The sequence below is a fragment of the Edaphobacter aggregans DSM 19364 genome, assembly GCF_000745965.1.
Lineage (GTDB): Bacteria > Acidobacteriota > Terriglobia > Terriglobales > Acidobacteriaceae > Edaphobacter > Edaphobacter aggregans.
The window spans coordinates 36,661-63,335 of sequence record NZ_JQKI01000033.1 but is presented as its reverse complement, the minus strand read 5'-3'; the positions used below and the strand labels follow the sequence as shown (position 1 = coordinate 63,335).

The window sequence follows — 26,675 nt, the reverse complement described above, 5'->3', positions numbered from 1 at the left end:
GTCAGATAAACAAATGATCGATCGACTTGCTCTGATTGCGTTGGCCACCCTCTCAACGGCACTGTTTGCCCAGACAGTCTCCTCACCTGTACCTCCGGTCGCCAAACAAATACATATCGAGAGACCGATAAACGGCCACGTGCTCGTCGATGACTACGGCTGGTTGAGGGAGAAAACGAATCCTGAGGTACTGTCCTATCTCGCGGCGGAAAACGCATATGCTGAGCAACTCACCTCTTCCCAGAAGCCGCTCGAAGAGAAGCTCTACCGGGAGACGATAAGCCACGTTAAACAAGACGACAAGTCGGTCCCATACCGCAAGAATGGCTACTGGTACTACAGACGAACCGAAGAGGGCAAACAGTACCCGATCGCCTGTCGGAAGAAGGGCACCTTGGATGCGCCGGAAGAGGTGCTGCTCGACGTGAATCAGTTGGCGAGAGGTGAGAAGTTTCTGTCACTCGGTGCGTTCGAGGTGAGCGACGACTCCAACCAACTAGCCTACACCACAGACAATGTTGGGTACCGTAACTACCAACTCCACATCAAAGATCTGCGCACGGGCCGCTTACGGCGGGATACCGCAGTGCGCGTCGATGATGTGACTTGGGCAGCAGATAACAAAACGCTCTTCTACACCACGGAAGATGCTGTAACCAAGCGAAGCAATCAAGTCTACCGGCACCTGGTAGGAGCGAATTCCTTCGGAGATTCATTGGTGTTTCAGGAAGAGGACGAACGCTACGCTCTAGGGCTCAACCGCACGCGCGACGGCAAGTACATCGAATTGCTCTCCGCAAGCCATGTGACCTCCGAAGTGCGATTTCTTCCGTCACATCTTCCCCAGTCGGCCTGGAAGATCATCGAACCAAGAAGAGAAGGAGTTCAGTACTATGTCGACGAGGGAAACGACACTTTCTACATTCGCGTGAACGACACGAGCCGGAATTTTCGTGTGGTGACTGTCCCCGTGGCCAGACCTGACAAGCAGAACTGGAAGGAGCTCATTGCGGCGAGAGAGGGTATTCCCGTCGACGATATTGACGTTTTCAAGGACTTCTACGTAACCGCCGAGAGAGTAAACGGCCTCGAAATCCTGGAAATCAGTGGGATTAAAGATCACACGCATCGGGTTATAGAATTCCCCGAACCCGCCTATAGAGCCTCTGGGAGTCTCAACGAAGAATTCGACACCCACAATTTTCGCTACTCCTATTCGTCTCCGATTACGCCGGATTCAATCTTCGAGTACGACTTGTCGGCAGGAACATCGCAACGATTGAAACAAGAGGAAGTACCAGGCTATGACAAGTCGCAATACGCGGTAGAACGCATGTTGATCCCTGCAGAGGACGGTACGCAGATTCCTGTCACGGCGGCATATCGCAAGGACAAGTTCCGGCGCGGCAGCAATCCACTCTTCGTCTATGGCTACGGATCCTATGGCGTTAACGTGGACGACGATTTTTCCGTAAATGATTTGCCGCTTCTGGATCGCGGAGTCATCGCTGCTGTCGCGCACGTTCGCGGAGGTGGCGAGTTCGGGGAGACATGGCACGACGGCGCAAAATTGATGAACAAACGCAATACCTTCACTGACTTCATCGACGTTACGGAAGGGCTCTTGACAAGAGGTTATGGCAAGCGCGGCCAAGTGGGCATCGAAGGCGCAAGTGCTGGAGGTCTCCTTATGGGTGCGGTAACAAACATGCGACCAGACCTATTCAAAGTGGTATTGTGCGAGGTCCCCTTTGTCGATGTGATGAATACGATGCTGGACCCGTCCATTCCGCTAACAGTTGGAGAGTATGAAGAGTGGGGCAATCCAAACCAGAAGAAAGCCTTCGAATACATGCTGAACTACTCTCCCTACGATAACGTCGCTGCAAAGGACTATCCCGCCCTGCTGGTAGAGACTTCGCTTGACGATTCGCAGGTAGGGTACTGGGAGCCATCCAAATATGTGGCGAAACTAAGAGCCTTGAAAACAGACAAAAACCCTCTGGTATTTTTCGTCAATCTCCACGGAGGCCATGCCGGATCGAGCGGACGTTACAACCAGATACGGAAACGAGACCGAAACTACGCCTTTATGCTGACGCAACTTGGGGTCTTCGAATGATCCTTCCTGTCGGGTGGCAGAAAGGGTCAACAGGTGCCGGCGCATTGATCGAAAGGCATTCTTGTTGCTCTCACCCATTCAGTCGGCTCGATCCTTCGTATACTCCGGTCGAAGTGGCATTTCGGGATAGCGACGCCTCTCTTGAGGATCAGGTCTCCAAAATTCAAGAGTATTTCGCTCATGGGAGGGCTGGGATGGCTTTGTCAGGCGGGCGAACCCGAAATGCTTGAAGAGTTGCATCCTGATCCGGTTAGGATTTCCTGAAAGCCTAGGGTGCGCTGACCTGCCCCCAAAATCCGCACGGTTGATCTTACTAAGTTAGACCAGTTGAGGCGCCCCGGAATTCTGTATCAGTCGAAACTAGAGATTTTGGCAGTGTGACCAGCACCGGGCGCCGCCACAACGCGCAGGTCTCCGACGTCTATAGCCGCAGCTCCACCTTCACCTTTGCTCTTGGTGCCTCGGCGGTACAGATCGGTACGGCCTACTTGCTTTGTCCTGAGGCTCAGATCAGCCCGATCTATCGTCAAGCATTAAAAGATGCGAAGGACAATGAGACCGCAATCACCAACGTATTCACGGGCCGACCAGCACGAGGGATCGTGAATCGCCTTATGCGAGAGGTCGGCCCCATGGGCCCCATGTCCGATGCCGCCCCAGAGTTTCCGCTATCTGCCGGCGCTCTTTACCGCGTCAACTACCTGCGGCACCAGCGCCATCGTACCGACCTGTGTAGAAACATCCTGCGTGAGAAACATGCCCCTATGCCCACCGGCCTTATAACCCTGGGCGACAATTGCGTCGCATCCTTCATCCTCAAGCCATCGGGCCTCGTCTACAGAGGTGGCCGAGGATACAATCTTCGTGCCTGTTGCCCGAACGCGCAGGAGCAGATTCTATTGCTGTCTAAACTACCGAATCGAAGTCAATCGGCGCCTGGCGCGATGATTGCGAAAAGCCACGTTCCATCCGATTGACGACGCACGACCTCGGTGCTCTTAGCTCCCATTGTTACAGGCTGCCCATTGGCATCTGTGCCCATGAGGCTCCATGTCGACCGCGTCAACGCGACGTTCTCATCTCCACTCGCGAGTGCCGTTATTTCTGCAGTGAACTTGGGTTTTAGGGCCAAGAATCCGAGCAGCTCAGTACGGATGTCCGGCAGCCCGCTGATTATTTTGCCGGATTGCTGAAGCCATCGGGCGGTAGGCTCGTGGAAAGCAACAGCTGCGTCAATGTCCCCTTGATTCATCGCTTCAAAAAACAGTGAATCGACCTCTTCAGGCAGTTTGGCGTGCATACTCTTTATCTCCTCGTCTGAAACCTTACGCTGCAACTGACCAAGTTGCTCTAACGTTCGCGATGGTGACGTTCAATCGCCATTTACCCTAAAACCATTTAGTATTCTCCTCTTCAGGAGCGAACAATCGCCTCGCCCTCCATCTATTGCAAAAGGTATTGTTTCGCCGTTTCGCCAATTCTTCCCAAAAATCTTGATTATTTTCCAAAGACCGTCCGGTCACACTAGTCGGGCAGTCGCCCCCTCCGCACGTTTCAAATTCGTTCCCGCTGAGTCGTTTCCCAGCCTGCGATCTGGCTAGTGAGGATCCCAACCGATCATCCGACGCTTAAGAGTGATTGCGGGTTACAAAAAAAGATTTGCGTGCGGGATGATTTCCCTTGCTCCGTCCAATTCAATGCGAGGGCACAAAGAAAAGAGTGTGGTGGCTGAGGCGAACAGACAAATCAACATCAGCAGAACGTGATCTTAAGGCCGATGCAAGGCTGGCACTATGCACTCAGGCGGAGAGAAAAAGATTCAGTTGCCGCGCTGTATGACAAATACGGCAGAGCCGTGTACAGCGCTGTTCTAGCTTTCCTTTTACGTCAACTCAAGATCAATCCGAGCGTGCAATCGCTCGCTGAAACCAACGGGCAATTCGAAGATGCGATCATCCGCGACCAGGATGATCATGTTACGGGTAGAATCCAGAATCGCTGAGCAGATCTCACAGTGATCTAGGTGCTTTTGAACAGTCTCCCGGGTCTCATTGAGCAGCGTCCAATCCAAATATTCGGAGATGTAATTCCAAAGGTGCTTGCAATCTATTCCCACGGGAGCCACCTCCTTTTCGATGATGGATTCGTTCTTTTCAATTGAGGAGCGAGTCGCTTCTGCAACATCATCCGGGCGCGATGCAATCGGACTTTCACGTTGGGAATGCTGAGATTCAATACCTTGGCCGTCTCGTTGATATTGAGCTCCTCTACATCGCGAAGTAGAAACACCTGACGATAAATGTCGGGAAGCTCTTCCACTGCTTGCTGTATTAGCTTCCGGACCTCCTCCCGCTCGAGAGCCTCGGAGGGGATCTCTCGCCAGTCGCGCAGGAGCGCCGGCGAAATGGTTTTATTCTTATCCGGAGGTTCGTCGAGCGACTCCATGCTAATCACGGATTGCCTTCGAAGGCGGCTCCTGGCTTCGTTCAGGGCGATACTGATGAGCCAGGTACTAAACTTCGACTCCGCACGAAACGATGAAAGTTTCTGGAAGGCCCGAACGAATGCCTCCTGTGCCACATCCTCCGCATCCGCCTCGTTCTTCATATACGACAAGGCCATCAGATACACGCTCCGCTCGTGGGGACGGATCAGGTCATGGTAGAGCTGCGTTTCCCCCGCAAGGATGCCGGCGATCATCTCCGCTTCCGTGCGATCTGATGCTTGAGACTCCATCATTGTTCAAGAGGCTTCAGTTGTTTGGAGATAACAGAATCGACCGCAAAGAGACCGGAGCCGAAGATTAGAACCATCCCAGAGGCGAAGAGGAAAGTGTAGGGATCTGCAACGTGGAACTTGCCCGGATCGGAAAAAACCGAAGTAAGGGCTTCGTGATCTGCTGTCCAGTATGCAACGAACATATTGCAGGCGAGGAGGAACGCGATCGGACGCGAGAACAGCCCGAACATCAGGAGGATGCCGCCAACAAACTCCAACAGAGAATCGGCCGGCGTACTGAAACCTGGAAAGGGGATATTGAGACTCGCGAAGAACCCCGTGATCTTTGACAGGTTGTGCAGTTTGCCCCAACCCGTTTGGGCGAATTGAAATCCCCAGTACAGCGGAACAGCTACGAGCATTGGAGATTGCAGCGAAGAGAGTGCCGATACAACACGGCGATACAGGCGCAGGAACTGGCTCATCCTTTCCCTTTCAGGCGAATACCACGCTCATCGGTCGCGAGAACGCCTTTCCGCCTCGTTAGAGACGTGAAGCGCAGCGTGGTTACAACCAGTCTTGAAGCGCAACGATGTAACTTTTTGGCATTTCTAACCTGGTACACGTCCGGGAACGGAGAAAATCACGGAAACGTGTAACCAACCTCGATATTATAACGTCATATTGTGGAAAGCGGTGACGAACGGAGTAGAACTCCTGCGATGCCGAGACACAAGACGTACGAAATCAAATGATTGGGAGAGTCAAGAGCATATGAACACACTGCGCCGAGCGCGTGAAGAAGCATTGTCCGTTGGAAACAGAGTTTCGTTCGTCCGCTGGGCTCCTATTCCGTTGCGCCTCATCGTTGGGTACGGGTTCATGGCACATGGTTTTGCCAAGTTGAATAAGGGACCAGACGCTTTCGCAAGTATCCTCCACGCGATCGGCGTGCCCGGGCCCCATCTGATGGCTTGGTTGACCATCCTCGTCGAGATCTTCGGAGGTCTCGCTGTTATCCTGGGCGCATTCGTGGCGCTTGCCAGTCTGCCAATGGCCGCGGTCTTATTCGTAGCGATGATCACCGTGCATCTGCCCTATGGATTCAGCTCGATCAAGATTATGAGTGTGACCAACGGCCGCGCGCAGTTTGGACCGCCGGGCTATGAATGTGACCTTCTGTACATTGCCTGCCTCGCTGCCTTGGTCTTAGGTGGCTCTGGTCCATTCTCGCTGGATGGGTATATCAAAGACAGGAAAAACAGTGGGCAGAAGTAACGGCGGTGCGTTCAGAAGGCTAGCCAAAGAAACGAGAAAATCCATGCAAGAAACGAGAAAATCCATCCATAGAAGGCACGGGCTCACGCTCAAGCGGGCCCTCATTGTGTTGTTCCTGATCACCGGCGCAACTCTTTCCGCTGCATCACAAACGTATTCGAGCTCCGCAGATTACACGACCACATGGACGGGCGAAGACACCGATGGAGCTTCCCCGGGCTCAGGCCCTGTTTCAGGTGGCGTCCCACGGTATGGCCGGAACACTGGCAATGGCTATCCCGCTTTTGAGAATCGCTGGAGCCATGTTGCGTTTGAAGCGGGCGGAGGCTTCACCGCACCAATTGGCAACGATCACCCCTTCGTGACCTACGGCTACAATCTCACCGTTGGCGGTGGCTGGAACTTCACCAAGAAGTTTGCGACTCTGATTGAGTACCAATTCAACCGCAATAAGATTCCTGGGGCAACCCTGGCCGTCGTGGGCGCCGTCGGCGGCAATGTGAATACATGGTCGTTCACAGTTGATCCCATCTATCACTATGGGCATCTGGGAAAATGGGGCGGGTACGTGACCGGCGGCGGTGGTTTCTATCGGAAGGTGACGAACTTTACAGATCCACAAGCATTCCAATACTCCGGCTACTACTACTACGGTTATGGTGGTTATCAATACCAAAATGTGACCGTCGGCCACTTCTCCAGCAACCAGGGCGGACTGAATATCGGCACGGGTATGACTTGGCAGGTGTTTGGTCCTGATAGTCGGGCGAAGTTATACGGCGAAGCACGATACGTTTGGGTTGATTCACCCAGGGCAAGTACCACTCGGCAAGGAACGGGCACCCAGGAGCTCATTCCTGTGACCTTTGGCATCCGGTTCTAACCGGTTCGAGCTAGTTCCGGTTCAGAACCTCCGGCACAACCTCTTTTCTGATGGGTGGGGTTAAGTGAAATATGCTATCTGCCTCGGCTTGCTTGTATGTTTGCTCGTGGCCGGTTGCGGAGCACATGATACAAACGGAAACGCGACCACGCCGCAACAGCCTCCGCCAACTCAACCACCACCGGCTGCGGGACAAAGCGGGAACGTCACAATTGCTCCTCGGTACGCGGCGGTTGCGCCGGGTCAAACGCAACACTTTCAGGGAGCAGTGCAAAGCGGCGGACAACTTGAATGGCTGGTGAATGGAGTTCCGGGTGGAAATGCAAGCATCGGTACGATAGATACGAGCGGCACCTACTCGGCTCCATCGAAACTGGCCCTCGGCATGAATGTCACGGTGACCGCCGCGGCCGCTGACTCTCCACAGTCCGACTACGCAACCGCCGTTGCTTCCATCATCAGTCCTGCAGTCGTCACCGCGACCTCGAATCCTCAGGTGGCGGCGTACTCCATTTATCTTCCGGCACCAGGGAAGGTAAACATTAACTTCGGCGTTGACGCTGATTATGGCTTGACTACATGGGTGCAAGATACACCTTCCCCAAACGGTGGAGAGGTGATCATCTATGTGGCCGGCATGCGCGCGCAGACGCCTTACCACATGCGAGCTCAAGTTGAATTGGATGACGGCGCCTCATTTGCCGATCGTGATCACGTTTTTACTACCGGTACTCCACCCACAACTGCACCTGTCTCCACGTCAGCATCGAATGCGCAAATTCCGCAAGCAGGCATTGAAATGTTTGACACGCTCATCCCACAGGAGGGTGCGCAGGCTTTCGCAACCGACTTACAAGGAAATGTGATTTGGACCTATCGCTACACGGACGGCACAAAGATGGACTCGATCCAGTCGATCAAACTGCTTCCCAATGGTCATCTTTTAATCTTGATCTCCTATGCGTCGTCCATCGCTTTGAAAGGCTCACAGATTCCGCCGAATACTGTGGATGCAGTGCGCGAGGTGGATCTCGCAGGAAACACGATACGTGAGGTGACTCAGAGTGAGCTAGCTGCAGCGCTGTCAGCCAAAGGATACAACTTCAATCTCAGCAGCTTGCACCATGACGTCCTGGCTCTGCAGAATGGACATTGGGTCCTACTCGCATCGGTGAGTCAATCCTTCAATGACCTGTCCGGATACCCGGGTACAACAGACGTGCTGGGGGATCTCGTCATCGATTTAGATAACAATAATCAGCCGGTGTGGGTTTGGAACTCCTTCGATCATCTTGACGTCAATCGGCATCCGTATCTCTTTCCGGACTGGACTCACAGCAACGCGTTGCTCTACTCAACCGACGACCATAGCTTGCTTCTCTCCATGCGCCACCAAAACTGGATCATCAAGATCGACTACGCAGACGGTCAGGGATCAGGCAAGGTATTGTGGCGGCTGGGCGAGGGCGGAGACTTCAAGATAATTGGAGGGACTGATCCCAAGGATTGGTTTTATGCGCAGCATGGTCCCGATTTCTTCAGCCCAAACAACTCCGGATTCTTTCGTCTCGGCGTGATGGACAACGGGGACGATCGAAAATTTCCTGGCGGGATTGTCTGCGGAGCCACCGGCTCGCCACCTTGTTACTCCGCCGCGTCGGTCTACCAGATAGACGAAACGGCAATGACGGCGACTCTGGTCTTGAGCTATACATTGCCAAATAACTTGTACAGTTATTTTGGGGGAAATGTTCAAAGTCTTGCAAATGGAGACCTGAAGGCAGATTTCTCCGCGGTCACCGGCGGCTCGCAGATCCAAGAATTAAATTTGAATGGCCCCACTCCAGAGTTGGTTTGGCAGGCGCAGTCCCAGGGCACGGTGCAATTCCGTAGCGAGCGACTGGCCAGCCTCTATCCAGGAGTGCAGTGGTGACGCACTCAACCTTTGTTCGGCCAATCGATTGCCAATCAGGCACGGAAAAGGCTTGCCTCGCTGCGCTCGTGATCGGTGGTGCGAGACCGATGGCGATCGATGGCTATCTGAGGAGGAAGGGCTACGGCTTAAGACTTGTCAACACAACCATCAAGCATCTCGGTGCTGATCGCCCAACTCGTGAAGCCGCACAATCGCGGCCAACGAGGGACTTAGATTTCGCGGACGTGGGTTCGATTCCCGCCGCGCCCACTAACCAGCACAGGGGCTTACCGAGCCAGGGATGGTTCGGCAGGAAACTCGGAACCCTGTCCTTTCACCCTGTGCTGGTTAGTGGGCGCGAACTGGATTCGACGGGGAAAGAGCAGTGAACCGTTCGTGCCGGATTCGCACCGCCTCTTCAGAAGCCGTGCCGCATGAGCCGTCGAAGGCTGTTCATCGCGAAACCTTTCGGGCCAGGCGTGTCACGAAGCGGACGAGATCGCCCCGGTAGTACAGCTTCTCGTAATCGACCGGCTGATTGCCTGTCGAGTACGAGGTTCGTTCAATGCGGAAGATCGGGCTACCTTGCTTCACGCGTAGCGCCGCCGCGACCTCGGCCTCGGCTGCCACGGCATCCAACTTATACTCGGCCTCGATCAGCGGAACATCATATTTGCGTTCCAGGAGCGAAAAGATAGGCTCGACCTTCAAGTTGTTGGTGATGATCTTCTTGCCAATCTCAAGGGGAAGGTAAGTCTCATCGAAAGAGAGGGGGACGCCATCCGCCAGACGCACGCGACGAATTCTGACGACGCGCTCGCCCTTTGTCAGCGCAAGCTGACCCGCCACAGATGTATCGGCTGTCACGATCTCTTTACTGATCACGCGGGCGGTCGGCTTGCGGCCAACTGCGTGCATATCTTCCACAAATCCGCTCAGCTCTGTAAGCTCCTGCGTGATTCTGGGTGCAGCGACGAACGTGCCTTTGCCGCGGCGAATCTCGACGAGGCCCCGGCTCACGAGATTCTGAATAGCGCGGCGAACGGTAATGCGGCTGACCTCGAATCGTGCAATGAGGCTGTCTTCGGTCGGCAGCTGGTCGCCCACCTTGAGGACTCTATCATTGATCTCGGAGGCGAGGACCGTTTCGACGCGTGAATAGAGAAGAGAATCCTGTGTGACCGCCATGAAGATATCATAACGTCGTATTGTCAAAAACTGAGACATCGTTCCCATGGACGATTTGGAATTTGTGAAATTATCAGTCGTTGGGAACAGATGAGATGATAAGAACTGGTCTCCAGCGGGATGCGTTAGGCTCCTAAGTTATCGACGGGCTCGAGGCGCAAGCCGCTTCTGGAGGCCAAACGCCTTTGCGCCCGCGAAAAATCTTGGGCTTTGAAACTCCGGCGAGTAAACTCCAAGCCAGTGTTGCATCGACCGGTTGAGCCCGCCAGACTTTTCAAGCAGTTCGGTTTCACCTTTCCGAGAAGCCGGTTATAAGGCCAAGTGGATAACTTCTGGATAGCCCGTCGTCCGGAGCAACCCGGGAGAGCTACGGTGTAAGACCGCAAATGACTGCACGTCGAAGCGGCACGAAAATCCCTCCACTAGTTCATCGACGTGTCTTTGGTGCGTTTCCTCCGTTGGTAGGCGGCAACTTTGAGCTTGTTGCCGCAGATGTTCATGCTGCACCAGCGGCGTGAGCCCTTTTTGCTTGTGTCGAAGAAGTGAACGACACACGATTCGCACTTGCGAATACGCGACGACTCTGTCTCTGCCAGAAGATCTGCCGTGGCATCCACAATCGGCGCCCAAAGGTCGGTGGGCTTACGAAGCTCGAATGTCGTCTCCCGAATGACCTTCCCGTCTCGCTTGTGGAGCAAAGCAGGAAAAGGATACCGAAGGCACAGCGAGTTGACTTCGGTAATGAAAGCGTCTGACGGCGTCGATCCACTCTCTATCCGAAGAACGGCCTCCCGCAATTTCTCCCTGAACGCGATGAGCTGTTCCAGGAAGGCAGCAGCTTCGGTTGAATTGCGCCAGCTTCGAACTGTGGCTTTAGCCTTCGCCGAAGTCACCGTACCCGAAGCGATCAACCATCTTTCGAGAGCGCGAACATCCGGAAGGAGTTCCGTGGGACCATCTGCGAGGACAGGTTTTGTATTCAAAAGGTCCAGAATTGGCTTGTTCGCCACGAATAGGAATCCATCAATCCATTCGTTAACCTCTTGAGAAACTTGCATGAATCCTCTCCGCAAAAATATCTGAAATAATTATAACACTGTTAATGCAACTTTTATAGGTGTCATGTAATCTTAGTTCTTGTAAGCGGGACCTCGCGTCACCGGGAAAGGAAATCACCATGACAACGTTTCAACACGCGACCGTTCGCGGTCTCAGGATCTTCTATCGCGAGGCAGGCTCAAAGGCTTCTCCAACCATCGTTCTGCTGCATGGCTTCCCGAGTTCGTCGCATATGTTCCGCGATCTGATCCCGCAGCTGGCGGACAAATTTCACGTAATTGCTCCGGATTACGTTGGCTTTGGCTACAGCGATGCCCCGGACGCAGGAAAGTTCGACTACACCTTCGACAATCTGGCCGCCCATATCGAGGAACTGCTCTTCGGTGTCCTCGGCCTGAAGAAGTTCAGCATCTATGTGCAGGATTACGGCGCACCCGTGGGCTATCGCATTGCCTCCAAACATCAGGATGCAATCGAAGGGATCATGGTGCAGAACGGGAACGCCTATGCCGAGGGCATCGGCGCCGCCTTCGATCCAATGAAGCCGTTCTGGGCAAACCGCAATTCGGAGACAGAGAAGCCGGTGCGAGAGCTGCTAAAGAAAGAAACCACCATCTTCCAGTACACGCACGGGGTCAAAGACGTTTCCCGGATCAGCCCAGACTCGTACACCCTCGACCAGCTCTTCCTTGATCGGCCCGGCAACGACGCCATCCAACTCAACCTGCTTCACAACTACCAATCGAATCTCGCGCTCTACGACGGCTGGCATGAATTCTTTCGAAAAAAGCAGCCGAAGACGCTGATCGTGTGGGGAAAGAACGACCCCTTCTTCACCGTCGAGGGCGCGCAAGCCTATCTGCGAGATATCCCAAAAGCGGAGCTACACCTGCTCGAGACGGGCCACTTTGCGCTTGAGGATTCATGCGAGTTCATTGCGCAGCAAATCTCACGATTCTTTGCTTGACGGCAGAGACCATTCTCTTCGTATCTTCACTTTGAACTATCCGAAAGGACGAGCATGATGAAGTTTTCAGAGAACGCTACAGTAGTGGTGGTCCACGGAGCGTGGGCTGATGGTTCGAGCTGGCAGGCAATCATACGCCCGCTCGAGGATCGCGGCTTGAACGTGATTGCCGCGCCAATTCCCCTTACATCCCTGAGCGACGACGCAGCCGCTCTGAAGCGCACGATCGCACGAACTCAAGGCCCGGTGATCGTTGCCGGGCACGCGTATGCGGGCGCAGTCATCGCCACCGCTCATGACGAGCGCGTGAAGGCTTTGGTTTATGTCGCAGCGTTGGCGCCGGACGAAGGAGAGACGGTTGCCCAGGTCTTTTACAAAGATGAGACTCATCCACAGGCGCCGCAACTCGCGCCGGATCCAGACGGCTTTATCTGGATGCCAGACGAAGGGTTCGCAAACGCCTTCGCCCAGAACGCCACCGACGAGCAGATTGCGCTATCAAAAGCTGTGCAGCGTCCGATCTCAGTTAAGAGCATTCAGGAACCAGCACCAGCAACGACCTGGAAGTCAAAGCCAACATGGTACCTGCTTGCAGAAGAGGACCGAATGATCAATCCAAAAACGCAGCGCTTCATGGCAGACCGTATGAATGCGACAGTGAGGTCTTTCGCAGTCGATCACACTCCGTTGCTCACGGCGCCGGACAAGGTTGTAGACATCATCCTTGAAGCGGCCAAGGCGACGCTCTCTTAAGACGGGATGTGAAGTCTTGAAACTATCAAGCGCAATCGGGAGGAGCCATGTCGAACAAGAAGACCACGCCAGAACGTCTGGCAACATTCTCCGATGTGGTGTTTGCCGTCTGTACGCCTAACAATCATGGAGGAACATTGTGAAGAATTCTGTTGAGATCGTGACTGGAGCCAGCCAGGGTATCGGACGTTCCACCGCTATCTGTTTGGCCCGCGACTCCTCTGCGGTTGTACTCGCCGCTCGGAATGCAGAGGCGCTCGACGAAGTCGCCGCTGCGGTCAAGGCGGCGGGAACCGAACCGCTTCCTCTTGCGGTCGACCTGAGCCAGGTCGAAGCATCTGAGATTGTGGTCAAAGCACACTTGAGCGTTTCGGGCGAATCGACGGTCAGAAAATTTACTTCCTGAGCCTGGACGCGGAGGGATCAAGCATTTGGGAAGTTCCGGTCAATCAGAGCGGATCGGCGGCGGGAACGGCAGTGAGGGTCTATAGCGCCGGTTTGGGCACTATCCACTACTTAACAAGTTCGGGACCGAATCTGGCCTTTAGCGTCGTGAATACACAGGACAATCTCTATTCTGTCCACCTCTCAGCAAATGGGCAATCAGGAACTCCACTTGCTCTTACGCATGATACTCGGCTACGCAAAACACGCCCTGTCTTCTCTTCCGACAGCTCGATGATTGCCTTTCAGGCACACTTATGGCGATGGAATGCCCGCACCAGAGGACTAGAGGATGTCTTCCATACGAACGAGAGAATGAGTGCAATCCAATTGTCTCCGGATGGACAACTCGCTGCATATCACCGAACTGACAACGGGCAAGTGAATGTATGGACGCTCTCTTTATCCGATGGTCAAACCAGGCAGCTAACCTTTCAAGAGCACATTAAAGGTTTCCCCGCCTGGTCACATGATGGCAAATTCCTCGCCATTGAAGTTGCCGATGGAGTAAACACTCAGATTGCCGTCATACCCCGGACTGGAGGACCACTCGTTCCCCTGACACACGACACAGGACAGAATTGGTACTGGTTTATCGTGGACGGCCAGACACAGCTCGATCCGTTGAATGGGTTCGTCGTCCCAAACTACGCCTATCTCAACAGTGATGTAGTGGTGCCTGGTTCTGTCCCGCAGCTCTGGGAGGCTACCGATGTGCCTCATGGTGAGTTGCATCATCATTTCTACAAATCAAGCATTGCAAGCGGCCTGCCGGGAGAGCAACGCGATTACTACGTCTACACGCCGCCTGGTTACGACCCTAAAGGCAGCCGCACATATCCGGTCCTCTACCTCCTACATGGTTATGCCCAAACCGCTGCCGACTGGACAGTACCAGGTGGAGCGAACTTCATTCTGGATAACCTCATTGCGCAGGGCAAAGCAAAATCAATGATCCTGGTGATGCCACTTGGTTATGGGAGTGTGGACATTGTTTCGCAAACGTTGCTGGCCGAAGTGCTTCCTGAGGTGGAATCTGAGTATCGGGTTTCGAAGAATCGCAATGACCGTGCGATTGCCGGGCTCTCGCTCGGGGCTATGGAAAGTTTGAATATCTCCTTCCATAACCCGCAACTCTTTGCGTGGGTTGGGAGCTTCAGCGCAGGTGATATGCTCCACTCGACCCATCCCCTACCGATGAATCTGAAGCAAACACAATTCCGGTTGCTCTGGATCTCCTGTGGCTCCGATGACGCTTTATTTGAGACGAACCGCCAACTTATTGCCCTGCTTGCGGAGAAGAAATTCCCAGTGACCGCTGTGCAGATCACAGGAGCACACACCTGGATGGTGTGGCACGACAACCTGATTCATTTTGCGCCACTGCTGTTCCAAGGCAAGTAGTTCCCGAGAGAAGTCACGGAGCGGGAGAGGAGACTTCCTCCCTTGTCTTATCGAGAATGCAGTACGTTTCACAATCAGCTATCCAAGACACCAAGACGCTGATAAATCATAATTGCCTGTCGGGCGGGTAGGAGAAGCCCCGGCGCACGGCGCCGGCACGCTTAGGGATGGGAAGACGGGCGAAAAAAGGCGTCCGGCCATGCCGGACGCCTATCCAGAGACACAGTGTTTATGCCGCTTTCGCGGGCTTCGCTGCTTTTGTGGAAGCGGCTTTCTTCTGCTTCGCCGCTGCTTTCGTTTGCTTGGCGGAAACCTCCGCTTCGACAGTGGTACGCACCTTTGCCACATCCACGCGATGCCGCTTGGCGGTCGCAGTGAGCACATCGGTTTCATCCTGCGAGGCCGAGTCCACGCTGCCAAGCAAGACCATCTCGACGATCAGCTTCGACAGGCCGGATTCATCCAACTGCCGCACGAGCCGCTGGAGTCCCTTCTGTACCTGCGGATAGGTCACTTCGCTGCTGGAGCCGTCCACCATCTTGTGTCGCCGCGCCAGTGCCTCCCGGCGTAACGGCTCCGTCTTTTCGAGCATGGCATTGGCGATAAGAACAAGGTCGGCACGATCAAGCGGTGCACCTACCTTCCTGAGCACTTCGGCGAGGATGCGATGCCGCACGGTGCTTTCGAGTTTGCGTTTCTCAAGCTCCTTGCGGCGCTGCTCCCGCTCTCTCGCCAGTTGCGCCTCATTCGTTGCCTTAATGTTTCGGCCTGGGAAGTGAACTGTACAACTCGGCTCTGTGCAGACTTTGGCGGTGTGGCCGCGCTCCAATCCCTCCACCACGATAGCCTCTGCCATGTGTTTGCATGGTTTCTCATTGGGAGACAGGGGTTGCTTGCCCTTCGACTTGGCGAAATGCAATGCGATGTAGCGGCTTCGTGGCAATACAGAACCTTCAACACGCCCACCATGAGCGGTGCTGATCTGTACCAGCTTGGGTTTTGCCTCAAGTTGCCCCGCCACATAGCGGCCCACCTTATTATTCAGGCAGGCCGCGTCCGTGCATTGGTCGCGGTGGCTCATCTCTCCGAAGAGTAGCGTGTTGAAGCCTGTCCTCTTGGGGCACTCTACGCAGCTTCCCGCCTCCGGCACAAGCGTTGCATCGGCCTTATCGAAGGGCACGGAATCGAGCGAGAGCAAGATGTTCTGCTCAATCCATGCGGTGAAGTCGCGTAGCGGGAGGATGACGCGAGACTGTATTGCGCCATTCCAGACCATGCGAAAAGCAGCGTCAAATGCTTTCTGCTGCTGATCCTGTGGCAACTTGGCGATTTCGAGCGCATGACCGACGCCGATCTGATCGGCCAGAAATGCGTCTGCAATAGAGGGCAAAAGCTCTACCAGCTTCAATCGAGTTGCGATGAAAGACGGACTCTTGGCCGCCTTTACCGCGAGACTGTTGATGTCGTACTGCAAACCCTCGGTATGCAGCAAGGCATGAAAGGCGAATGCTTCCTCAAGTGGATGCACCCCTTCCCTCTGGATGTTCTCGACCAGTTGAGCTTCGACACAGGCGGCATCGGAGAGGGAGACGACCCGCACAGGAACCTGATCCAATGCGGCCAGCTTCGCGGCACGGTAACGCCGTGCTCCCGCGACGATCTCATACAGGTGGGTGTCGATGGCGCGGACAAGCAAGGGCTGTAAAACGCCCTGCGCTTTGAAGCTCAACGCCAGTTCGTTCAGGCTGTGCTCATCGAAACGGCGGCGTGGATTGGTGGGTGACTCCTGCAACTGTGCCAGTGGCAGGTTACGGTATTCGCTGATGGCGGTAACGGCTTTCGACATGACAAGGCTCCTTTCGAGCGGTTGAAGGTGAAAGAAAGCGGAGCGGAGACACGCTGGCCATATCCGCTCCACAGGTGGAGCGGACTAGCCACGAACGCACTTGTCCGTGAACGCTTCCAAAAAGCCCTGGGCGCGGAGGTTTCTGTCCCACAAGGCAGCGAACTTCTGGTGTTGTTCGTAGAGGTTGGGAACGAAGACGTAATTTGCTCCATCGATATAGCGGGAATACTGCTCCACACCCATGTAGTCGTTGCGCCAGTAGTACGCCACAAGTTCCAAGCTGCACAGCGGCGGCTTGCTCAACTCGAAACACATCTCCGGGTCGCGCATGAGGTTGCCGATCTGTTCGCCGTAGTGGGCTATGGAAATAGCAGTCAATCCAATCGGCCCCGGCTCCGGTGTAGCCTCGATCACCAGCGCCATATAGGGCGGGTTTTCTATCTTGAGGTAGAGCGTGGGCCGGTAGCCTCCGGCCTGCTCAAGGATGCGAAGAATGGTCTTCATTACGCCACCTCCGCGAATGCGTCGGTGGCATGTTCTGTCGTCTCAGTCGTTACCTCGAAGGTGTCGCCGAGAATACAATCCGCCGCTCGTTGTGCGTTGGCGGCAGCATGAATGACAAGCCGGTTATCCGCTTCCAGCTTGGCAATCCAGTTCTGGATGTATGCGGTTGTGTTGCGGTCGGTATGCTCGTTGGCGATGCCCGCGATTGCGCAGAGAAAGACTGCTCCCATCTCGGCTACCAGTTCCTCCTTGCTGTAAAGCTCATCTCCGAAGTGGTCGCCAAAGGTGCGATTGAGACGGTTTTCGTGCCCTGTGCTGTGGACCAGTTCGTGAAACAGGGTGCTGTAATAGTGGGGTGCATCCACAAAGCGGCAACGGGCGGGCATGTGAACGGAATCCGTGCTGGGCCGGTAGTAAGCCCGGTACTCGGTGGTGCTGGTCAGATGCAGCGCGGGACGGTTCTCCCATCCGCTCACGATGCTTTCGCAGATTTCGTCCTCGTCGATCTCTGGCGCGTTCGTGGGCTGCTCGATCTCAGGCAGAGTGAGGCCGTCGCACTGCTCCACATTGAAGACGGTGTAGTGGCAGAGAACGAAGGGGACGCGCTCGTCTTCGCCGGTGCTTTCGTCGCCTTTCCTTGCGTGTTCGGGAAGCTGCTTGAAGAAGACAATCGGGGTTCCCCGTTCCCCTTTGCGAACGCTGCCCTTTAGCTCCTGCGCCTGTCTGAACGTAAGCCAGAATGGAGAACTGTACTGACTAGACCAAAGCAAGAGAACATTGATGCCCCGGTAAGGTTTGCCGGTGTGAAAGTTGCGCGGGAACGGCCCGCCTGCGACGCGTGGAGCCTTCCACGGTTTTTCCCACGGAATGACGCCAGCCTTGAGGCTGGAGAGAATGCGGTCGGTAACGGTCTGGTAGATGTTCGGTCTGCTGCTGGTGCTTGGCTTCTTCATCGCTTGCTTCCTCCCTCGCGGTTGCTGTTGCTGTTGCACGTCTGCGTTGAAACGCGGCATGTACATGCCGAACGCCTCCTGGCGAAGGTGGGGGGTAGCAACTGCAAGGAGAGGGGGATCACCCACCCTTGGAACGTGAGCGGTAGCGGCAAGTGGAAAGGGCGAAGCGCAGCGGAGGGCTGCACAGAGCGCAGCGGCGGAAGCCTGGGGAGACTCCTTGCGGGCGCGAGGGGCGAAGCTCCCCTTAGCAGGCTTTTGTTGTTGTTCGTCGCGGTGGGGCGTTGCGGGGAGGGTGGACCTCCCCGCTGAGGGGGGTGGCGGAAGACGCTATGCGGCTGGAGACAGGGGAGGAACCCTCCTCCCCACTAGAATGGAAGGAACGACCGAGATGTCATCCTTTACCTATCAAGACCTCGAACGATTCGGTGCCGACATCAACACTGCGATGGATGCGCGAAATCGCACCCAGCTTGAGGCGTTGGATGTGAAAGCGGCAGAGTATTGCGAGGATCAAGGCTCGGACTACGCGGCGTACATTTGGTATTTTCGCAGCAATATTCAAGCGGCTTTACAGGACCTCTCTGATCCATGCAGTTGGGAATGGCGTCAACCGCACCGAGAACGACAAATCCTTTACCTGCGCCGTGCAGCAAGTCATCCAAGCTTCATCCGTCTGGCACCCACATCGCAGGCTTCGATCTTGACGAATTTGGCCAATAGCCTGAGTTCGCTGGGAAGAGGACTTGAGGCAATCGAACTCTATGACGCTGCCTTGGAGCGTGTTCCCCAGTTTGCGATGGCCCTTGGCAATCGGGGCAGTGCTATGCACGCCTTGCTGCCCGCCGTCCCCGATAGAGGACACGTCCGGCTTATCGCGGCATACGCTCACGCAAGATTGAAGGCGGCCTTGGAACCCGGCGTTACCTGGGAAAGCGGTGATCCATCTGCCGCCGACTACTTCGCAAAGATCGCTGTCCATATTGAAGGCAAGATCGATCCCGCGAAGACGATTGCCAAAAACTCATTGGACTCGTTTTCACAGGGGCGCTCGAAAGACGAGCAACACTACCGACGCTGGTCATTGAACCACAATCTCTTTTTGAATCCGCTTCAAATGATTGGTCCCCATCCAATCGCTGCTACCGATCGCATGAATCTTCCGTCTCATGCTGCTTCTTTGGGTGATCCGCCGGAGTTCATCGCATGGTTCAACCAGATGAAACAGGAGTATGTGGGAGCGCGCTGGTTTTTATACGAAGGCACCAAGCCGATGCGGAAACACTTCGCCGACAAAGACGTTTCCCTTGTTAACACCCTGGACTATCCGGCGTTCGGCATTCAGGTTGAGAAATTGCGCACCGCTTTTCGGACAGCATTTAGTCTTTTAGACAAAATAGCCGGATTCATTAACGCCTATTACAAGCTGGGTATGGACCCGAAAAGGGTGGACATCCGCAACATCTGGCATACCAAAAAAGGTGATCTCCGACCGGAATTCCTTCAAAAGAAAAATGTGCCCCTGCGCGGTCTTTACTGGTTGGCGTTGGACATTGTTGGCGAGGAACCCGCGGATCAGGATTCCATTGCGCCACAGGCAGCTGAACTCAAACGCCTCCGAAATCTGTTAGAGCATCGTAGCCTCGTCCTTCGCGAGATGAATGGAAATGACCCAATGGGCGTCGTCGAGACCTTGACGTTGGCTGACTTCGAGAACCATGCTCTATACATTCTCAAACTAGCTCGCTCCGCGCTTATGTACCTTGCTTTCTCGATGCAACAAGAAGAAGTAGACAGGGATTCAAAGCGCGATGGCATTGTTCCCGGTATCGAGCTTCCCATCCTCAAGTAACGGTTTCATATTGAATCGCCGAAGGCTACTCGTAGTGCGTCGCCAAAACGATTCGCTAGTAGATGCTCAGAAAGACCAGCGTGAGCCCGAGTAAAACTGAGGCCCGCATAAACCGCAGTAGCCGACATAGAAAGCGCTTGGGTTGCAGCTTGTATATCAGCAGGCGAAGGCTCCCGTGGAGACACAATTGGAGTTCTTTGAGGACCGATTCCTTTAGGTGATACGTGCACAAAACCATTTCCGATCTTCACCGTCAGACGACAGAGAAGCTGAAAGGTGTCGCGCTCAAGTTTGAGCACATCGTCTACAACCTTGGCACGTTGTTCCAAGGTTTTCTTACTCCAACTGTTGCCACAGCCTTTATATAACTGGCTCTTTTCGAGCGTGCACCTCTGTTCGCGTTGCCACTCCAGCTCTCTTTGATTCAGCTCCGCTTCGAATTCAGGCACCGATGATGCCAGATTGGACACTAATCTTTCGTCAGTCCAGATGTCGTAATTCGACCAACGCTGGAATTCACTTTCAGGCGCAACTTGCAAGTAGCTGGAGTTGATCATGAGTTCGCAGATGATCCGGCAGAGCACCCACATATCCTGATATCGGTAGTGGGTCGCTAATAGATCAACGGAAGCAAGGGTTTGGCCTCCTCGAAGGAGACTCCGGCACAAGAAACTCTTCTTCCGAGGCGAAAATGTGGGGTGTTCGTCGATCGAAGCAGCGGTTTCTTCGACCATAAGAATGGTTGGAGCAACGCTGCTCTTTGCACTTTTGAAGGCAGATTCGAGATTCAAACGATGGCTCCGAAGATGTCCTGCGAATACGACGTATTCTATTCCTACGATAGCGAATACTTCGAGCTCCACACGTCAAGGCTCCAAATACAGGCGTGGCGCACTGTGCTAGAGCTTCGCGAAGGTGAAGGTTATGCCACTTAATGCAGAATTCAAAAAACATCTGCACTCACTCATGGTCGAAGTGTATGAGAAAACCATTGATGAGATCGAGCAGCACAAACGTGAAATTCTATACAAGGCGCGTTCTACACACAACGCCGCGGCCACAACCATTGCCTACAAGGATGCAGCATTATATTCGATGAAGTTTCGTCTCAGCAGGACAATTGAGAAATACATCGAATCCGTAGTCATCTGGGATTACTCAATTGATACGGCCTTTGAAGCGGACATGATTAAAGAGTTTTGGAGTCTCACGGCTGGTCCCAATCAACTGCAATTTCCGCCGGCGATTAAAGGGCATCAGGTCCAAGCCGTTCAAGGTGCGTACGCAAGAGAGCGTCAACGGCTCGCGGCGCAGCTTGTGAGAGAAGGCACTAATAGACTTCGGGAGTTGAAGATGAAAACAATCCAAGCAAAGCGCACTGCTGGAGGAAATACAACAAACAATATTTTCAATGGTTCGGTTGGCAACGCATATATCAACTCAACTGTTCAGACAACCAACAACATCACTACACAGCTTCTTCACGATATTGACCGAATCTCTGAAGGAAACTCTGAATTGCAGACCGCTGCGCTAGAGCTACGTAATGCACATGCTCGAGGTGCGAATTCTGTAGACAAGTTGCAGAAATGGGCAACGCTGATGAATACAGCGGGTGATCTAGCAGAGAAGATCCATCAACAATACCCGCATGTGGCGAGTCTCATTTCCCGCTGGATCAAATGATGCTCCGAAGTTATGGCCTGCCCAAGCGCCGTGATGCTCATTCAGGCTGCGGTTGCATTATTCCTGACAAACGCCCAAGTCGATCAGAAGCGCAATTTCAGACTAAACACTCCTCGTACCATTCGACGGGATAAGATCTTGAATTGGAGAATGCTATGGCGATTGATGATCCGGTTGGCGTTGTGATCCAGCGAGCCAAGGAAGACAAGGAAGCGGAATCCTATCTGCCTGACCGATTAGCCCGATTGGGATTGTCTGCTGGCGTCGCGGCGGCATTTGCACAAATGCCATTTGTCGCCCAGATGTTAACGAGCCTCCTGAGTAACAGTCCCGCTCGCTTTGAGGAACGCTTCCTTCAAGTAGCTACCGAACTTCACGCTCAACAGAAGCGAATCGAGGACCGGATTCCCGACATGAATTATTACGAATCCGAAGAGTTTCATTCCTTGTTGACGCTGATTCTCGAAAGACTTCACGCGACCCATCAGAAAGAGAAATTGAAGATGTTTGGGGACGCTCTTGCCAACAGCGGGAGCAGCGATTTCAAGGAGGACGATACGGAGCAGTACGTTAGGACGCTCCGCGATCTCAGTCTGGAAGATCTGAAACTTCTCAAAGCGATCTCGGCGGCCAAAAAATTGCCTGAACCTTATCGCAGTCTTTCATTTAAAGAAATCGCGAAACCTAGCGTTGCTCGGCTGGTGGGATTCGGCCTGATCCGTGAAGTGCATGGGCTTAGGAAATTTGATCTGAGTGTTCCCGTTACTCCAACGTCATCCCAGTCACCGGAGCGTTATGCGCGGGGGCTTGCTGACGCGTTTTCGAAGTATTTTGAGAAAGCTCCATTCACGACACGGAGCATATCGGATTTTGGAGAACGGTTCCTAGACTTCATCTCCGCTGACGAAAGTGGCGATACGGTGTCTGCCTCATAAGACAACGGGGTTAGCTGGAACGGTGCCGTGAATAGAGTTTTATAGCAGTCTCGAACATGCCCGCTGAACTGGGAGCGGAGACCGTGCAGGGGTCGCAGCGCGGAGGAAAACCTCCTCCCTCCACCACGGCGTAGGATATAGGAATCATTGCAGACATCTATGCCTTCTTCGGAATGCCTGTCGAGTAAGTTTTGGAGGCACACGTGGCTTTTCGTGCTATTGGTTCTATGTGGGGAAAGTGGGACTTGCACTTTCATACCCCAGCATCTTACGACTACGACAACAAAAGTCTCACGAATCAGCAAATTGTCGACGGACTCCTCGCTACGGGCGTGGAAGTGGTAGCGATCACGGATCACCACACGATAGATGTGGATCGCATTAAGGAACTGCAAAAGCTGGGCGGCGACAAACTCACCGTGCTTCCGGGGATTGAGTTTCGTTCCGAACTCGGTGGCAAGGAGACGGTTCACTACATCGGGATCTTCCCAGAGGACGCCAACCTAGCGGACCTCTGGACAAAGCTGAGTGGCAAGCTCGAACTGACGACAGAGGACATTCAGAAAAAGGGCGGCGACGAAAAAATCTATGTGCCGTTCACTGACGGCGCGGAGAAGATTCACGAATTGGGTGGGATCGTTACGGTTCATGCCGGCAAGAAGACCAATTCCATCGAAAACGTCGGAAACACAAAATTCAAAATGGAGTTTAAGGCCGATCTGGCACGCACCCACATCGACATCCTAGAGCTTGGACAAGTGGGCGATCGGGAAATATACGAGAAGACGGTATTTCCCAGCATCAAGCACCGGCTCCCTCTCATCATGGGTTCGGATAACCACAATATCTCCTCCTATCTGCCAAAGGCGTATTGCTGGATTAAGGGAGACCCCAGTTTTCGTACATTCCAGCAGCTCAAGAGTGATCCGCACCGCGCGTATATTGGGGATGAGCCGCCAGAGATGACTCGGATCGATGCCAACCCAACGAAGTATATCCAGAGCATCAGCTTCGAAAAAGTGGCGAATTCCAAGCTGAACGAAGAGTGGTTCGATGGCCTTGTGCCGATCAATCCCGGGCTGGTTGCGATCATCGGCAATAAGGGTAGCGGCAAAACGGCGCTTGCTGAAGCCATTGGCCTGTTGGGTAACTGCGAGTCCGCGGAATCGTTCTCCTTTTTGAGCGATCGCAAATTTCGACAGGCCAAGAACAACAAGGCACGTGAGTTTGAGGCGACGCTAATCTGGCGGAACGGGCACTCGGTGATACGAAAACTCTCGGAGCCGACAGACGCTGACATGCCGCGCGATGTCTCCTACATCCCGCAGAGCTATCTCGAAGAAATCTGCAACGAAGTGAACAATACGCCGGGCAGCCAGTTCGATGCAGAACTGAAATCGGTCATTTTCTCGCACGTCGCGGAACACAAGAAGCTGAACGCAGAATCGCTGGATGATCTGATTCGCTTCCAGACCGAGCCCATTGAAGAACGGATCACGACACTGCGTACCGAGCTGCACGAGATCAATGTGCGGATTTTGGAACTCGAAGGTCGCTCATCAGCCGCGAACCGGCAACTTTTGCTCAATTTGAAAGCGAGCAAAGAGCGCGAACTCAAAGCGCACGACGATCTGAAGCCAGCGGAGGTGTTGAAACCGGAGACTGACCCCGCCCAGCAGGCGGCAATGGAGGCCATCAGTCAGCAGATCGCGGAGGCCAACCAAAAACGCGACGCTTTTCAGGCGACAATCCGTGCATCGGACGGCGTGAAGAAGACGGCCGCGACCCAGGTCGCCAGCGCAGCACGGGTCATCCAGTTGTTGCAGAACTTCACGTCTACGTACCAGGCGTTGTTGCGGAACTTGGAGAATGATTGCAAGGTTCTAGGTATCGATCCGGCGTCGCTGGTGACAGTGACGCAAAATCAGTCAGCGGTGACGGTCGCGAACGATGGGGCAAATAAACTGCTTGAAGAGGAAGACGAAAAGATCACGGCGGCGAACACAGAACTGCAAACGCTGAAGAACATAATCGATTCATTGACGGAACAACTTGACGCGCCGAACAGCGCGTATCAGAAGTACGGTGAGGCATTGCGCGTGTGGACGGACCGCCGGGCCGAGATCGTTGGTGAAGCTACCGCGCGAGATACTCTCGCTTACGTCGAAACACAGATTCAGGAATTAAACGATGTTCCAAATCAACTGGCTGCAGCGCGGACGGCTCGTACAGAAAAGGTGAAGGAGATCTTCACGCAGATTGAGGCCACGGTCGGCATTTATCGGGCGCTCTATCATCCTGTGCAGATATTCATCATGAGTCATCAAGTGGCGAAGAGTCAGTTCCAGATGGAGTTCGATGCCAGCATCATCGCTTCTCGCTGGGAAGAGATCATTCTAGCGAAGGTGAATCAGGGACGAAAAGGAACGTTTTGCGGGGTTGATGATGGCAAGCGTGTTCTCAAGGAATTAATTGAACAAGCCGATCTCCAAACCTCGGCAGGTGTCACGAAGTTCAGTTCTGACCTGATGAGTCGTTTCGAGATCGACTTTCGCTCTACACCGCACAGTTCGTACCCGCTGATTGAACAGCTCCGGCAGGGTATTGACCCGGTTGCACTCCTCGATGCGATTTTCGACCTGTCGTACCTCGTGCCGAAGTATCAACTCAAATGGGCCGGGAAGAACATTGATGAGCTGTCGCCGGGCGAACGCGGAACTCTGCTGCTAATTTTCTATTTGCTGATAGACCGCCGGGACATTCCGCTCATCATCGACCAGCCGGAAGACAATCTTGATAATCAGACGGTCTACGACATGTTGGTTGCTTGCCTGCGTGAGGCACGGAATCGCCGTCAAGTTATTGTCGTCACTCATAATCCGAACTTGGCGGTCGTGTGCGACGCCGACCAGATCATTCACTCGCAGATCGACAAACAGAACAATCGCAACAAGGTGACCTACACTTCTGGCTCGATCGAGAACCCGACAACGAACCTTCTTAGTATTACGGTGCTAGAAGGTACACGACCGGCGTTCGTGCATCGCGATCAGAAATACCAAAGTGAAACGTAGAGCCGTGTCATTGGCTGTCAAACAAGCTCACCTGTTCATTGGTGATGGCGGATTTGTTGATTAGCGTTGCTCTCACCTCGTCGGCAGACAGAATGCGAAGTAGATGAAGAGGCGGCCTCTCGGTGCTCCCTAGATATTCTGCGTAATCGCGCGGCTCCAAAAAGGTCGTCATGCGGTCGTGAATGGGAGCCATCAATTCATTCGGCTCTCCAGTGATAACGGCGAATGTGCGCTCCCACTGATCGGTCTTCGGGTTCTTCCAGAGTTTCCAGACACCCGCCATGCCAAAGGGCTCCGCCCTGTGAGCGTGAATTCGTAATTCGGCTTTTTCTGGCCCTTTGGCACCTCCTTCCATTCGAAGATCGAGTCCGCAGGAACGATGACGCGGCCTTTGAGAAAAGCATCCTTCCAGAACTTCGAGGTCTCGATGCCTTCTGAGCGGGCGTTGAAGAGAAGGCGGTCGGGCAGCTTGAATCCCCAGCGCATGAGTTCGAGCTGGCGCTCGCCGTCCTGATTGACGGAGACGACGGGCTGGACGGAGCCAGGCGCAATATCGTCGTCCGGAACTGAGGTCGAGCTCGTCGAGACCGGCAGTTGCCTCGAAGGCGTCGGCGATGCGCTGCTTGTCGGATTTGCGGCGGTAGCGGCCACACATGAGCTAAGTGTAAGTCTTCCAAAGAGAAAATCTTACAGTCAACAAACACATTGTCAACAAGCGGTTAGCCGGATTCTGCACAAGAAGAGGTTCAGATGCCGTTTGACAGCGACCCGCAGCGTCAGGCGAACATAAAGCGAATATACCGATATGTCCGCCTCCGCAGCAATCCGCCTTCAGGTCGAAACCGCACTCGAAAAACGGGTGCCCGCAGCGCTGACGCTCAAGATAAAGCAGGCCCCGGAAGGTCTGAAGTTCTGGCCTATCGACGGATTGCGGCAGGCGACCGGCGATTCCATTGTTGCAGTCGCTCGCATGACTTTCATTAAGACCCGCAGCGCAGGAATATGCCCGCTGAAGATGGGCGGCGGAAGACGCCAGTGGCATCGACGACTGCAAGCAGGGAGAAACCTTCCTCCCCTCCCCTGAAAATGAAAGGATG

General features: G+C 54.1%; 24 protein-coding genes and 2 pseudogenes. 15 read left to right on the top strand and 11 right to left on the bottom strand.

Annotation, left to right across the window (positions count from 1 at the left end):
• Window positions 1-13: 13 nt before the first annotated feature.
• Both Q363_RS14750 and Q363_RS46240 read left to right on the top strand, forming a co-directional pair.
• Complete coding sequence (locus Q363_RS14750; protein WP_051978783.1) at window positions 14-2,122, top strand: S9 family peptidase; 2,109 nt, start codon at window positions 14-16, stop codon at window positions 2,120-2,122.
• 377 nt (window positions 2,123-2,499) lie between these two features.
• A complete protein-coding gene (locus Q363_RS46240; protein ID WP_425387677.1) occupies window positions 2,500-3,099 on the top strand; it encodes an NAD(P)H-dependent flavin oxidoreductase in 600 nt (199 codons plus the stop codon).
• Here Q363_RS46240 and Q363_RS14745 read toward each other — a convergent pair.
• Window positions 3,048-3,422, bottom strand: coding sequence for a YybH family protein (locus tag Q363_RS14745; protein WP_035351455.1), 375 nt, complete (start codon window positions 3,420-3,422; stop codon window positions 3,048-3,050). The genes Q363_RS46240 and Q363_RS14745 overlap by 52 nt on opposite strands.
• A gap of 462 nt (window positions 3,423-3,884) precedes the next feature.
• Between Q363_RS14745 and Q363_RS42775 the strand changes: the two genes are divergently transcribed.
• Window positions 3,885-4,124, top strand: coding sequence for a hypothetical protein (locus Q363_RS42775; RefSeq protein WP_211256189.1), 240 nt, complete (start codon window positions 3,885-3,887; stop codon window positions 4,122-4,124).
• A 12-nt stretch (window positions 4,125-4,136) separates the two neighbouring features.
• Here the strand turns inward: Q363_RS42775 and Q363_RS45865 are convergent.
• The 3 genes and pseudogenes from Q363_RS45865 to Q363_RS14730 all read right to left on the bottom strand — a co-directional run.
• Window positions 4,137-4,238: pseudogene (locus Q363_RS45865) on the bottom strand (hypothetical protein); the annotation flags it as partial.
• Complete coding sequence (locus tag Q363_RS14735) at window positions 4,229-4,861, bottom strand: sigma-70 family RNA polymerase sigma factor (RefSeq protein WP_245632231.1); 633 nt, start codon at window positions 4,859-4,861, stop codon at window positions 4,229-4,231. The pseudogene Q363_RS45865 and the gene Q363_RS14735, both read right to left, overlap by 10 nt.
• Window positions 4,858-5,325, bottom strand: a complete 468-nt coding sequence (locus Q363_RS14730; RefSeq protein ID WP_035351451.1) for a DoxX family protein — start codon at window positions 5,323-5,325, stop codon at window positions 4,858-4,860. Before Q363_RS14730 ends, Q363_RS14735 begins: the two co-directional genes overlap by 4 nt.
• A 289-nt stretch (window positions 5,326-5,614) precedes the next feature.
• On the opposite strand from Q363_RS14730, the gene Q363_RS14725 reads away from it, so the two are divergent.
• From Q363_RS14725 to Q363_RS14715, 3 genes are all read left to right on the top strand, one after another.
• Complete coding sequence (locus Q363_RS14725) at window positions 5,615-6,118, top strand: DoxX family protein (RefSeq protein WP_051978782.1); 504 nt, start codon at window positions 5,615-5,617, stop codon at window positions 6,116-6,118.
• Window positions 6,119-6,161: 43 nt separating this feature from the next.
• Window positions 6,162-7,001, top strand: coding sequence for a hypothetical protein (locus Q363_RS14720; protein WP_035351449.1), 840 nt, complete (start codon window positions 6,162-6,164; stop codon window positions 6,999-7,001).
• Between the two features lie 385 nt (window positions 7,002-7,386).
• Window positions 7,387-8,934 (top strand): aryl-sulfate sulfotransferase, encoded by a 1,548-nt coding sequence (locus Q363_RS14715; protein WP_157466903.1) that lies wholly within the window; start codon window positions 7,387-7,389, stop codon window positions 8,932-8,934.
• A 435-nt stretch (window positions 8,935-9,369) separates the two neighbouring features.
• Here Q363_RS14715 and Q363_RS14705 read toward each other — a convergent pair whose 3' ends face one another.
• Both Q363_RS14705 and Q363_RS36095 read right to left on the bottom strand, forming a co-directional pair.
• Complete coding sequence (locus Q363_RS14705) at window positions 9,370-10,104, bottom strand: GntR family transcriptional regulator (RefSeq protein WP_035351446.1); 735 nt, start codon at window positions 10,102-10,104, stop codon at window positions 9,370-9,372.
• A gap of 422 nt (window positions 10,105-10,526) precedes the next feature.
• Window positions 10,527-11,162, bottom strand: a complete 636-nt coding sequence (locus Q363_RS36095; protein WP_051978781.1) for a CGNR zinc finger domain-containing protein — start codon at window positions 11,160-11,162, stop codon at window positions 10,527-10,529.
• A 119-nt stretch (window positions 11,163-11,281) separates the two neighbouring features.
• Here Q363_RS36095 and Q363_RS14695 point away from each other — a divergent pair, with 119 nt between their 5' ends.
• The 4 genes from Q363_RS14695 (at window position 11,282) to Q363_RS14680 (ending at window position 14,731) form a co-directional block, all read left to right on the top strand.
• Entirely contained in the window at window positions 11,282-12,130 is an 849-nt protein-coding gene (locus Q363_RS14695) for an alpha/beta fold hydrolase (protein WP_035351445.1), read from the top strand.
• A 54-nt stretch (window positions 12,131-12,184) separates the two neighbouring features.
• Window positions 12,185-12,883: an alpha/beta fold hydrolase gene (locus Q363_RS14690; protein WP_245632230.1), complete on the top strand. Its 699-nt coding sequence runs from the start codon at window positions 12,185-12,187 to the stop codon at window positions 12,881-12,883.
• 139 nt (window positions 12,884-13,022) lie between these two features.
• The gene (locus tag Q363_RS14685; RefSeq protein ID WP_035351443.1) at window positions 13,023-13,289 is read left to right on the top strand and encodes an SDR family NAD(P)-dependent oxidoreductase; all 267 of its coding nucleotides are present in this window, start codon (window positions 13,023-13,025) and stop codon (window positions 13,287-13,289) included.
• A 353-nt stretch (window positions 13,290-13,642) separates the two neighbouring features.
• Complete coding sequence (locus Q363_RS14680; RefSeq protein WP_169746992.1) at window positions 13,643-14,731, top strand: alpha/beta hydrolase-fold protein; 1,089 nt, start codon at window positions 13,643-13,645, stop codon at window positions 14,729-14,731.
• A gap of 229 nt (window positions 14,732-14,960) precedes the next feature.
• Here Q363_RS14680 and Q363_RS14675 read toward each other — a convergent pair whose 3' ends face one another.
• The 3 genes from Q363_RS14675 to Q363_RS14665 form a co-directional block, all read right to left on the bottom strand.
• The gene (locus tag Q363_RS14675; protein ID WP_035351440.1) at window positions 14,961-16,577 is read right to left on the bottom strand and encodes a ParB/RepB/Spo0J family partition protein; all 1,617 of its coding nucleotides are present in this window, start codon (window positions 16,575-16,577) and stop codon (window positions 14,961-14,963) included.
• 84 nt (window positions 16,578-16,661) lie between these two features.
• Window positions 16,662-17,081, bottom strand: coding sequence for a DUF6908 domain-containing protein (locus Q363_RS14670; RefSeq protein WP_035351438.1), 420 nt, complete (start codon window positions 17,079-17,081; stop codon window positions 16,662-16,664).
• The gene (locus tag Q363_RS14665) at window positions 17,081-18,034 is read right to left on the bottom strand and encodes an ArdC family protein (protein WP_064742643.1); all 954 of its coding nucleotides are present in this window, start codon (window positions 18,032-18,034) and stop codon (window positions 17,081-17,083) included. The genes Q363_RS14670 and Q363_RS14665 overlap by 1 nt, the downstream gene beginning before the upstream one ends.
• A gap of 388 nt (window positions 18,035-18,422) precedes the next feature.
• On the opposite strand from Q363_RS14665, the gene Q363_RS14660 reads away from it, so the two are divergent.
• On the top strand, window positions 18,423-19,883 hold the full coding sequence (locus Q363_RS14660; RefSeq protein ID WP_157466901.1) for an LA2681 family HEPN domain-containing protein: 1,461 nt from the start codon (window positions 18,423-18,425) through the stop codon (window positions 19,881-19,883).
• Window positions 19,884-19,888: 5 nt separating this feature from the next.
• Here Q363_RS14660 and Q363_RS14655 read toward each other — a convergent pair whose 3' ends face one another.
• On the bottom strand, window positions 19,889-20,674 hold the full coding sequence (locus Q363_RS14655) for a DUF5677 domain-containing protein (protein ID WP_157466899.1): 786 nt from the start codon (window positions 20,672-20,674) through the stop codon (window positions 19,889-19,891).
• 133 nt (window positions 20,675-20,807) lie between these two features.
• Here Q363_RS14655 and Q363_RS14650 point away from each other — a divergent pair, with 133 nt between their 5' ends.
• The 3 genes from Q363_RS14650 to Q363_RS14640 all read left to right on the top strand — a co-directional run bounded on the left by Q363_RS14650 (window position 20,808) and on the right by Q363_RS14640 (window position 25,578).
• Window positions 20,808-21,569, top strand: coding sequence for a hypothetical protein (locus Q363_RS14650; RefSeq protein ID WP_157466897.1), 762 nt, complete (start codon window positions 20,808-20,810; stop codon window positions 21,567-21,569).
• A gap of 155 nt (window positions 21,570-21,724) precedes the next feature.
• Window positions 21,725-22,504, top strand: coding sequence for a hypothetical protein (locus tag Q363_RS14645; protein WP_035351429.1), 780 nt, complete (start codon window positions 21,725-21,727; stop codon window positions 22,502-22,504).
• 203 nt (window positions 22,505-22,707) lie between these two features.
• Window positions 22,708-25,578 (top strand): TrlF family AAA-like ATPase, encoded by a 2,871-nt coding sequence (locus Q363_RS14640; protein WP_157466895.1) that lies wholly within the window; start codon window positions 22,708-22,710, stop codon window positions 25,576-25,578.
• Window positions 25,579-25,585: 7 nt separating this feature from the next.
• Here Q363_RS14640 and Q363_RS14635 read toward each other — a convergent pair.
• Window positions 25,586-26,229 (bottom strand): annotated as a pseudogene (locus Q363_RS14635) (SOS response-associated peptidase).
• 154 nt (window positions 26,230-26,383) lie between these two features.
• On the opposite strand from Q363_RS14635, the gene Q363_RS14630 reads away from it, so the two are divergent.
• Window positions 26,384-26,662, top strand: a complete 279-nt coding sequence (locus Q363_RS14630; RefSeq protein WP_035351425.1) for a hypothetical protein — start codon at window positions 26,384-26,386, stop codon at window positions 26,660-26,662.
• The last annotated feature ends 13 nt before the right edge of the window (window positions 26,663-26,675 follow it).

What these genes read in the sequence shown, in the direction of transcription:
- Q363_RS14735 (WP_245632231.1), bottom strand. Translation starts at nt 4,861, where the DNA reads ATGATGGAGTCTCAAGCATCAGATCGCACGGAAGCGGAGATGATCGCC.
- Q363_RS14745 (WP_035351455.1), bottom strand. Translation starts at nt 3,422, where the DNA reads ATGCACGCCAAACTGCCTGAAGAGGTCGATTCACTGTTTTTTGAAGCG.
- Q363_RS14695 (WP_035351445.1), top strand. Translation starts at nt 11,282, where the DNA reads ATGACAACGTTTCAACACGCGACCGTTCGCGGTCTCAGGATCTTCTAT.
- Q363_RS36095 (WP_051978781.1), bottom strand. Translation starts at nt 11,162, where the DNA reads ATGCAAGTTTCTCAAGAGGTTAACGAATGGATTGATGGATTCCTATTC.
- Q363_RS14665 (WP_064742643.1), bottom strand. Translation starts at nt 18,034, where the DNA reads ATGAAGAAGCCAAGCACCAGCAGCAGACCGAACATCTACCAGACCGTT.
- Q363_RS14715 (WP_157466903.1), top strand. Translation starts at nt 7,387, where the DNA reads ATGAATGTCACGGTGACCGCCGCGGCCGCTGACTCTCCACAGTCCGAC.
- Q363_RS14690 (WP_245632230.1), top strand. Translation starts at nt 12,185, where the DNA reads ATGATGAAGTTTTCAGAGAACGCTACAGTAGTGGTGGTCCACGGAGCG.
- Q363_RS14720 (WP_035351449.1), top strand. Translation starts at nt 6,162, where the DNA reads ATGCAAGAAACGAGAAAATCCATCCATAGAAGGCACGGGCTCACGCTC.
- Q363_RS14645 (WP_035351429.1), top strand. Translation starts at nt 21,725, where the DNA reads ATGGCGATTGATGATCCGGTTGGCGTTGTGATCCAGCGAGCCAAGGAA.
- Q363_RS14730 (WP_035351451.1), bottom strand. Translation starts at nt 5,325, where the DNA reads ATGAGCCAGTTCCTGCGCCTGTATCGCCGTGTTGTATCGGCACTCTCT.
- Q363_RS14670 (WP_035351438.1), bottom strand. Translation starts at nt 17,081, where the DNA reads ATGAAGACCATTCTTCGCATCCTTGAGCAGGCCGGAGGCTACCGGCCC.
- Q363_RS14725 (WP_051978782.1), top strand. Translation starts at nt 5,615, where the DNA reads ATGAACACACTGCGCCGAGCGCGTGAAGAAGCATTGTCCGTTGGAAAC.
- Q363_RS14675 (WP_035351440.1), bottom strand. Translation starts at nt 16,577, where the DNA reads ATGTCGAAAGCCGTTACCGCCATCAGCGAATACCGTAACCTGCCACTG.
- Q363_RS14650 (WP_157466897.1), top strand. Translation starts at nt 20,808, where the DNA reads ATGCCACTTAATGCAGAATTCAAAAAACATCTGCACTCACTCATGGTC.
- Q363_RS14680 (WP_169746992.1), top strand. Translation starts at nt 13,643, where the DNA reads ATGAGTGCAATCCAATTGTCTCCGGATGGACAACTCGCTGCATATCAC.
- Q363_RS14660 (WP_157466901.1), top strand. Translation starts at nt 18,423, where the DNA reads ATGTCATCCTTTACCTATCAAGACCTCGAACGATTCGGTGCCGACATC.
- Q363_RS14750 (WP_051978783.1), top strand. Translation starts at nt 14, where the DNA reads ATGATCGATCGACTTGCTCTGATTGCGTTGGCCACCCTCTCAACGGCA.
- Q363_RS14630 (WP_035351425.1), top strand. Translation starts at nt 26,384, where the DNA reads ATGTCCGCCTCCGCAGCAATCCGCCTTCAGGTCGAAACCGCACTCGAA.
- Q363_RS14705 (WP_035351446.1), bottom strand. Translation starts at nt 10,104, where the DNA reads ATGGCGGTCACACAGGATTCTCTTCTCTATTCACGCGTCGAAACGGTC.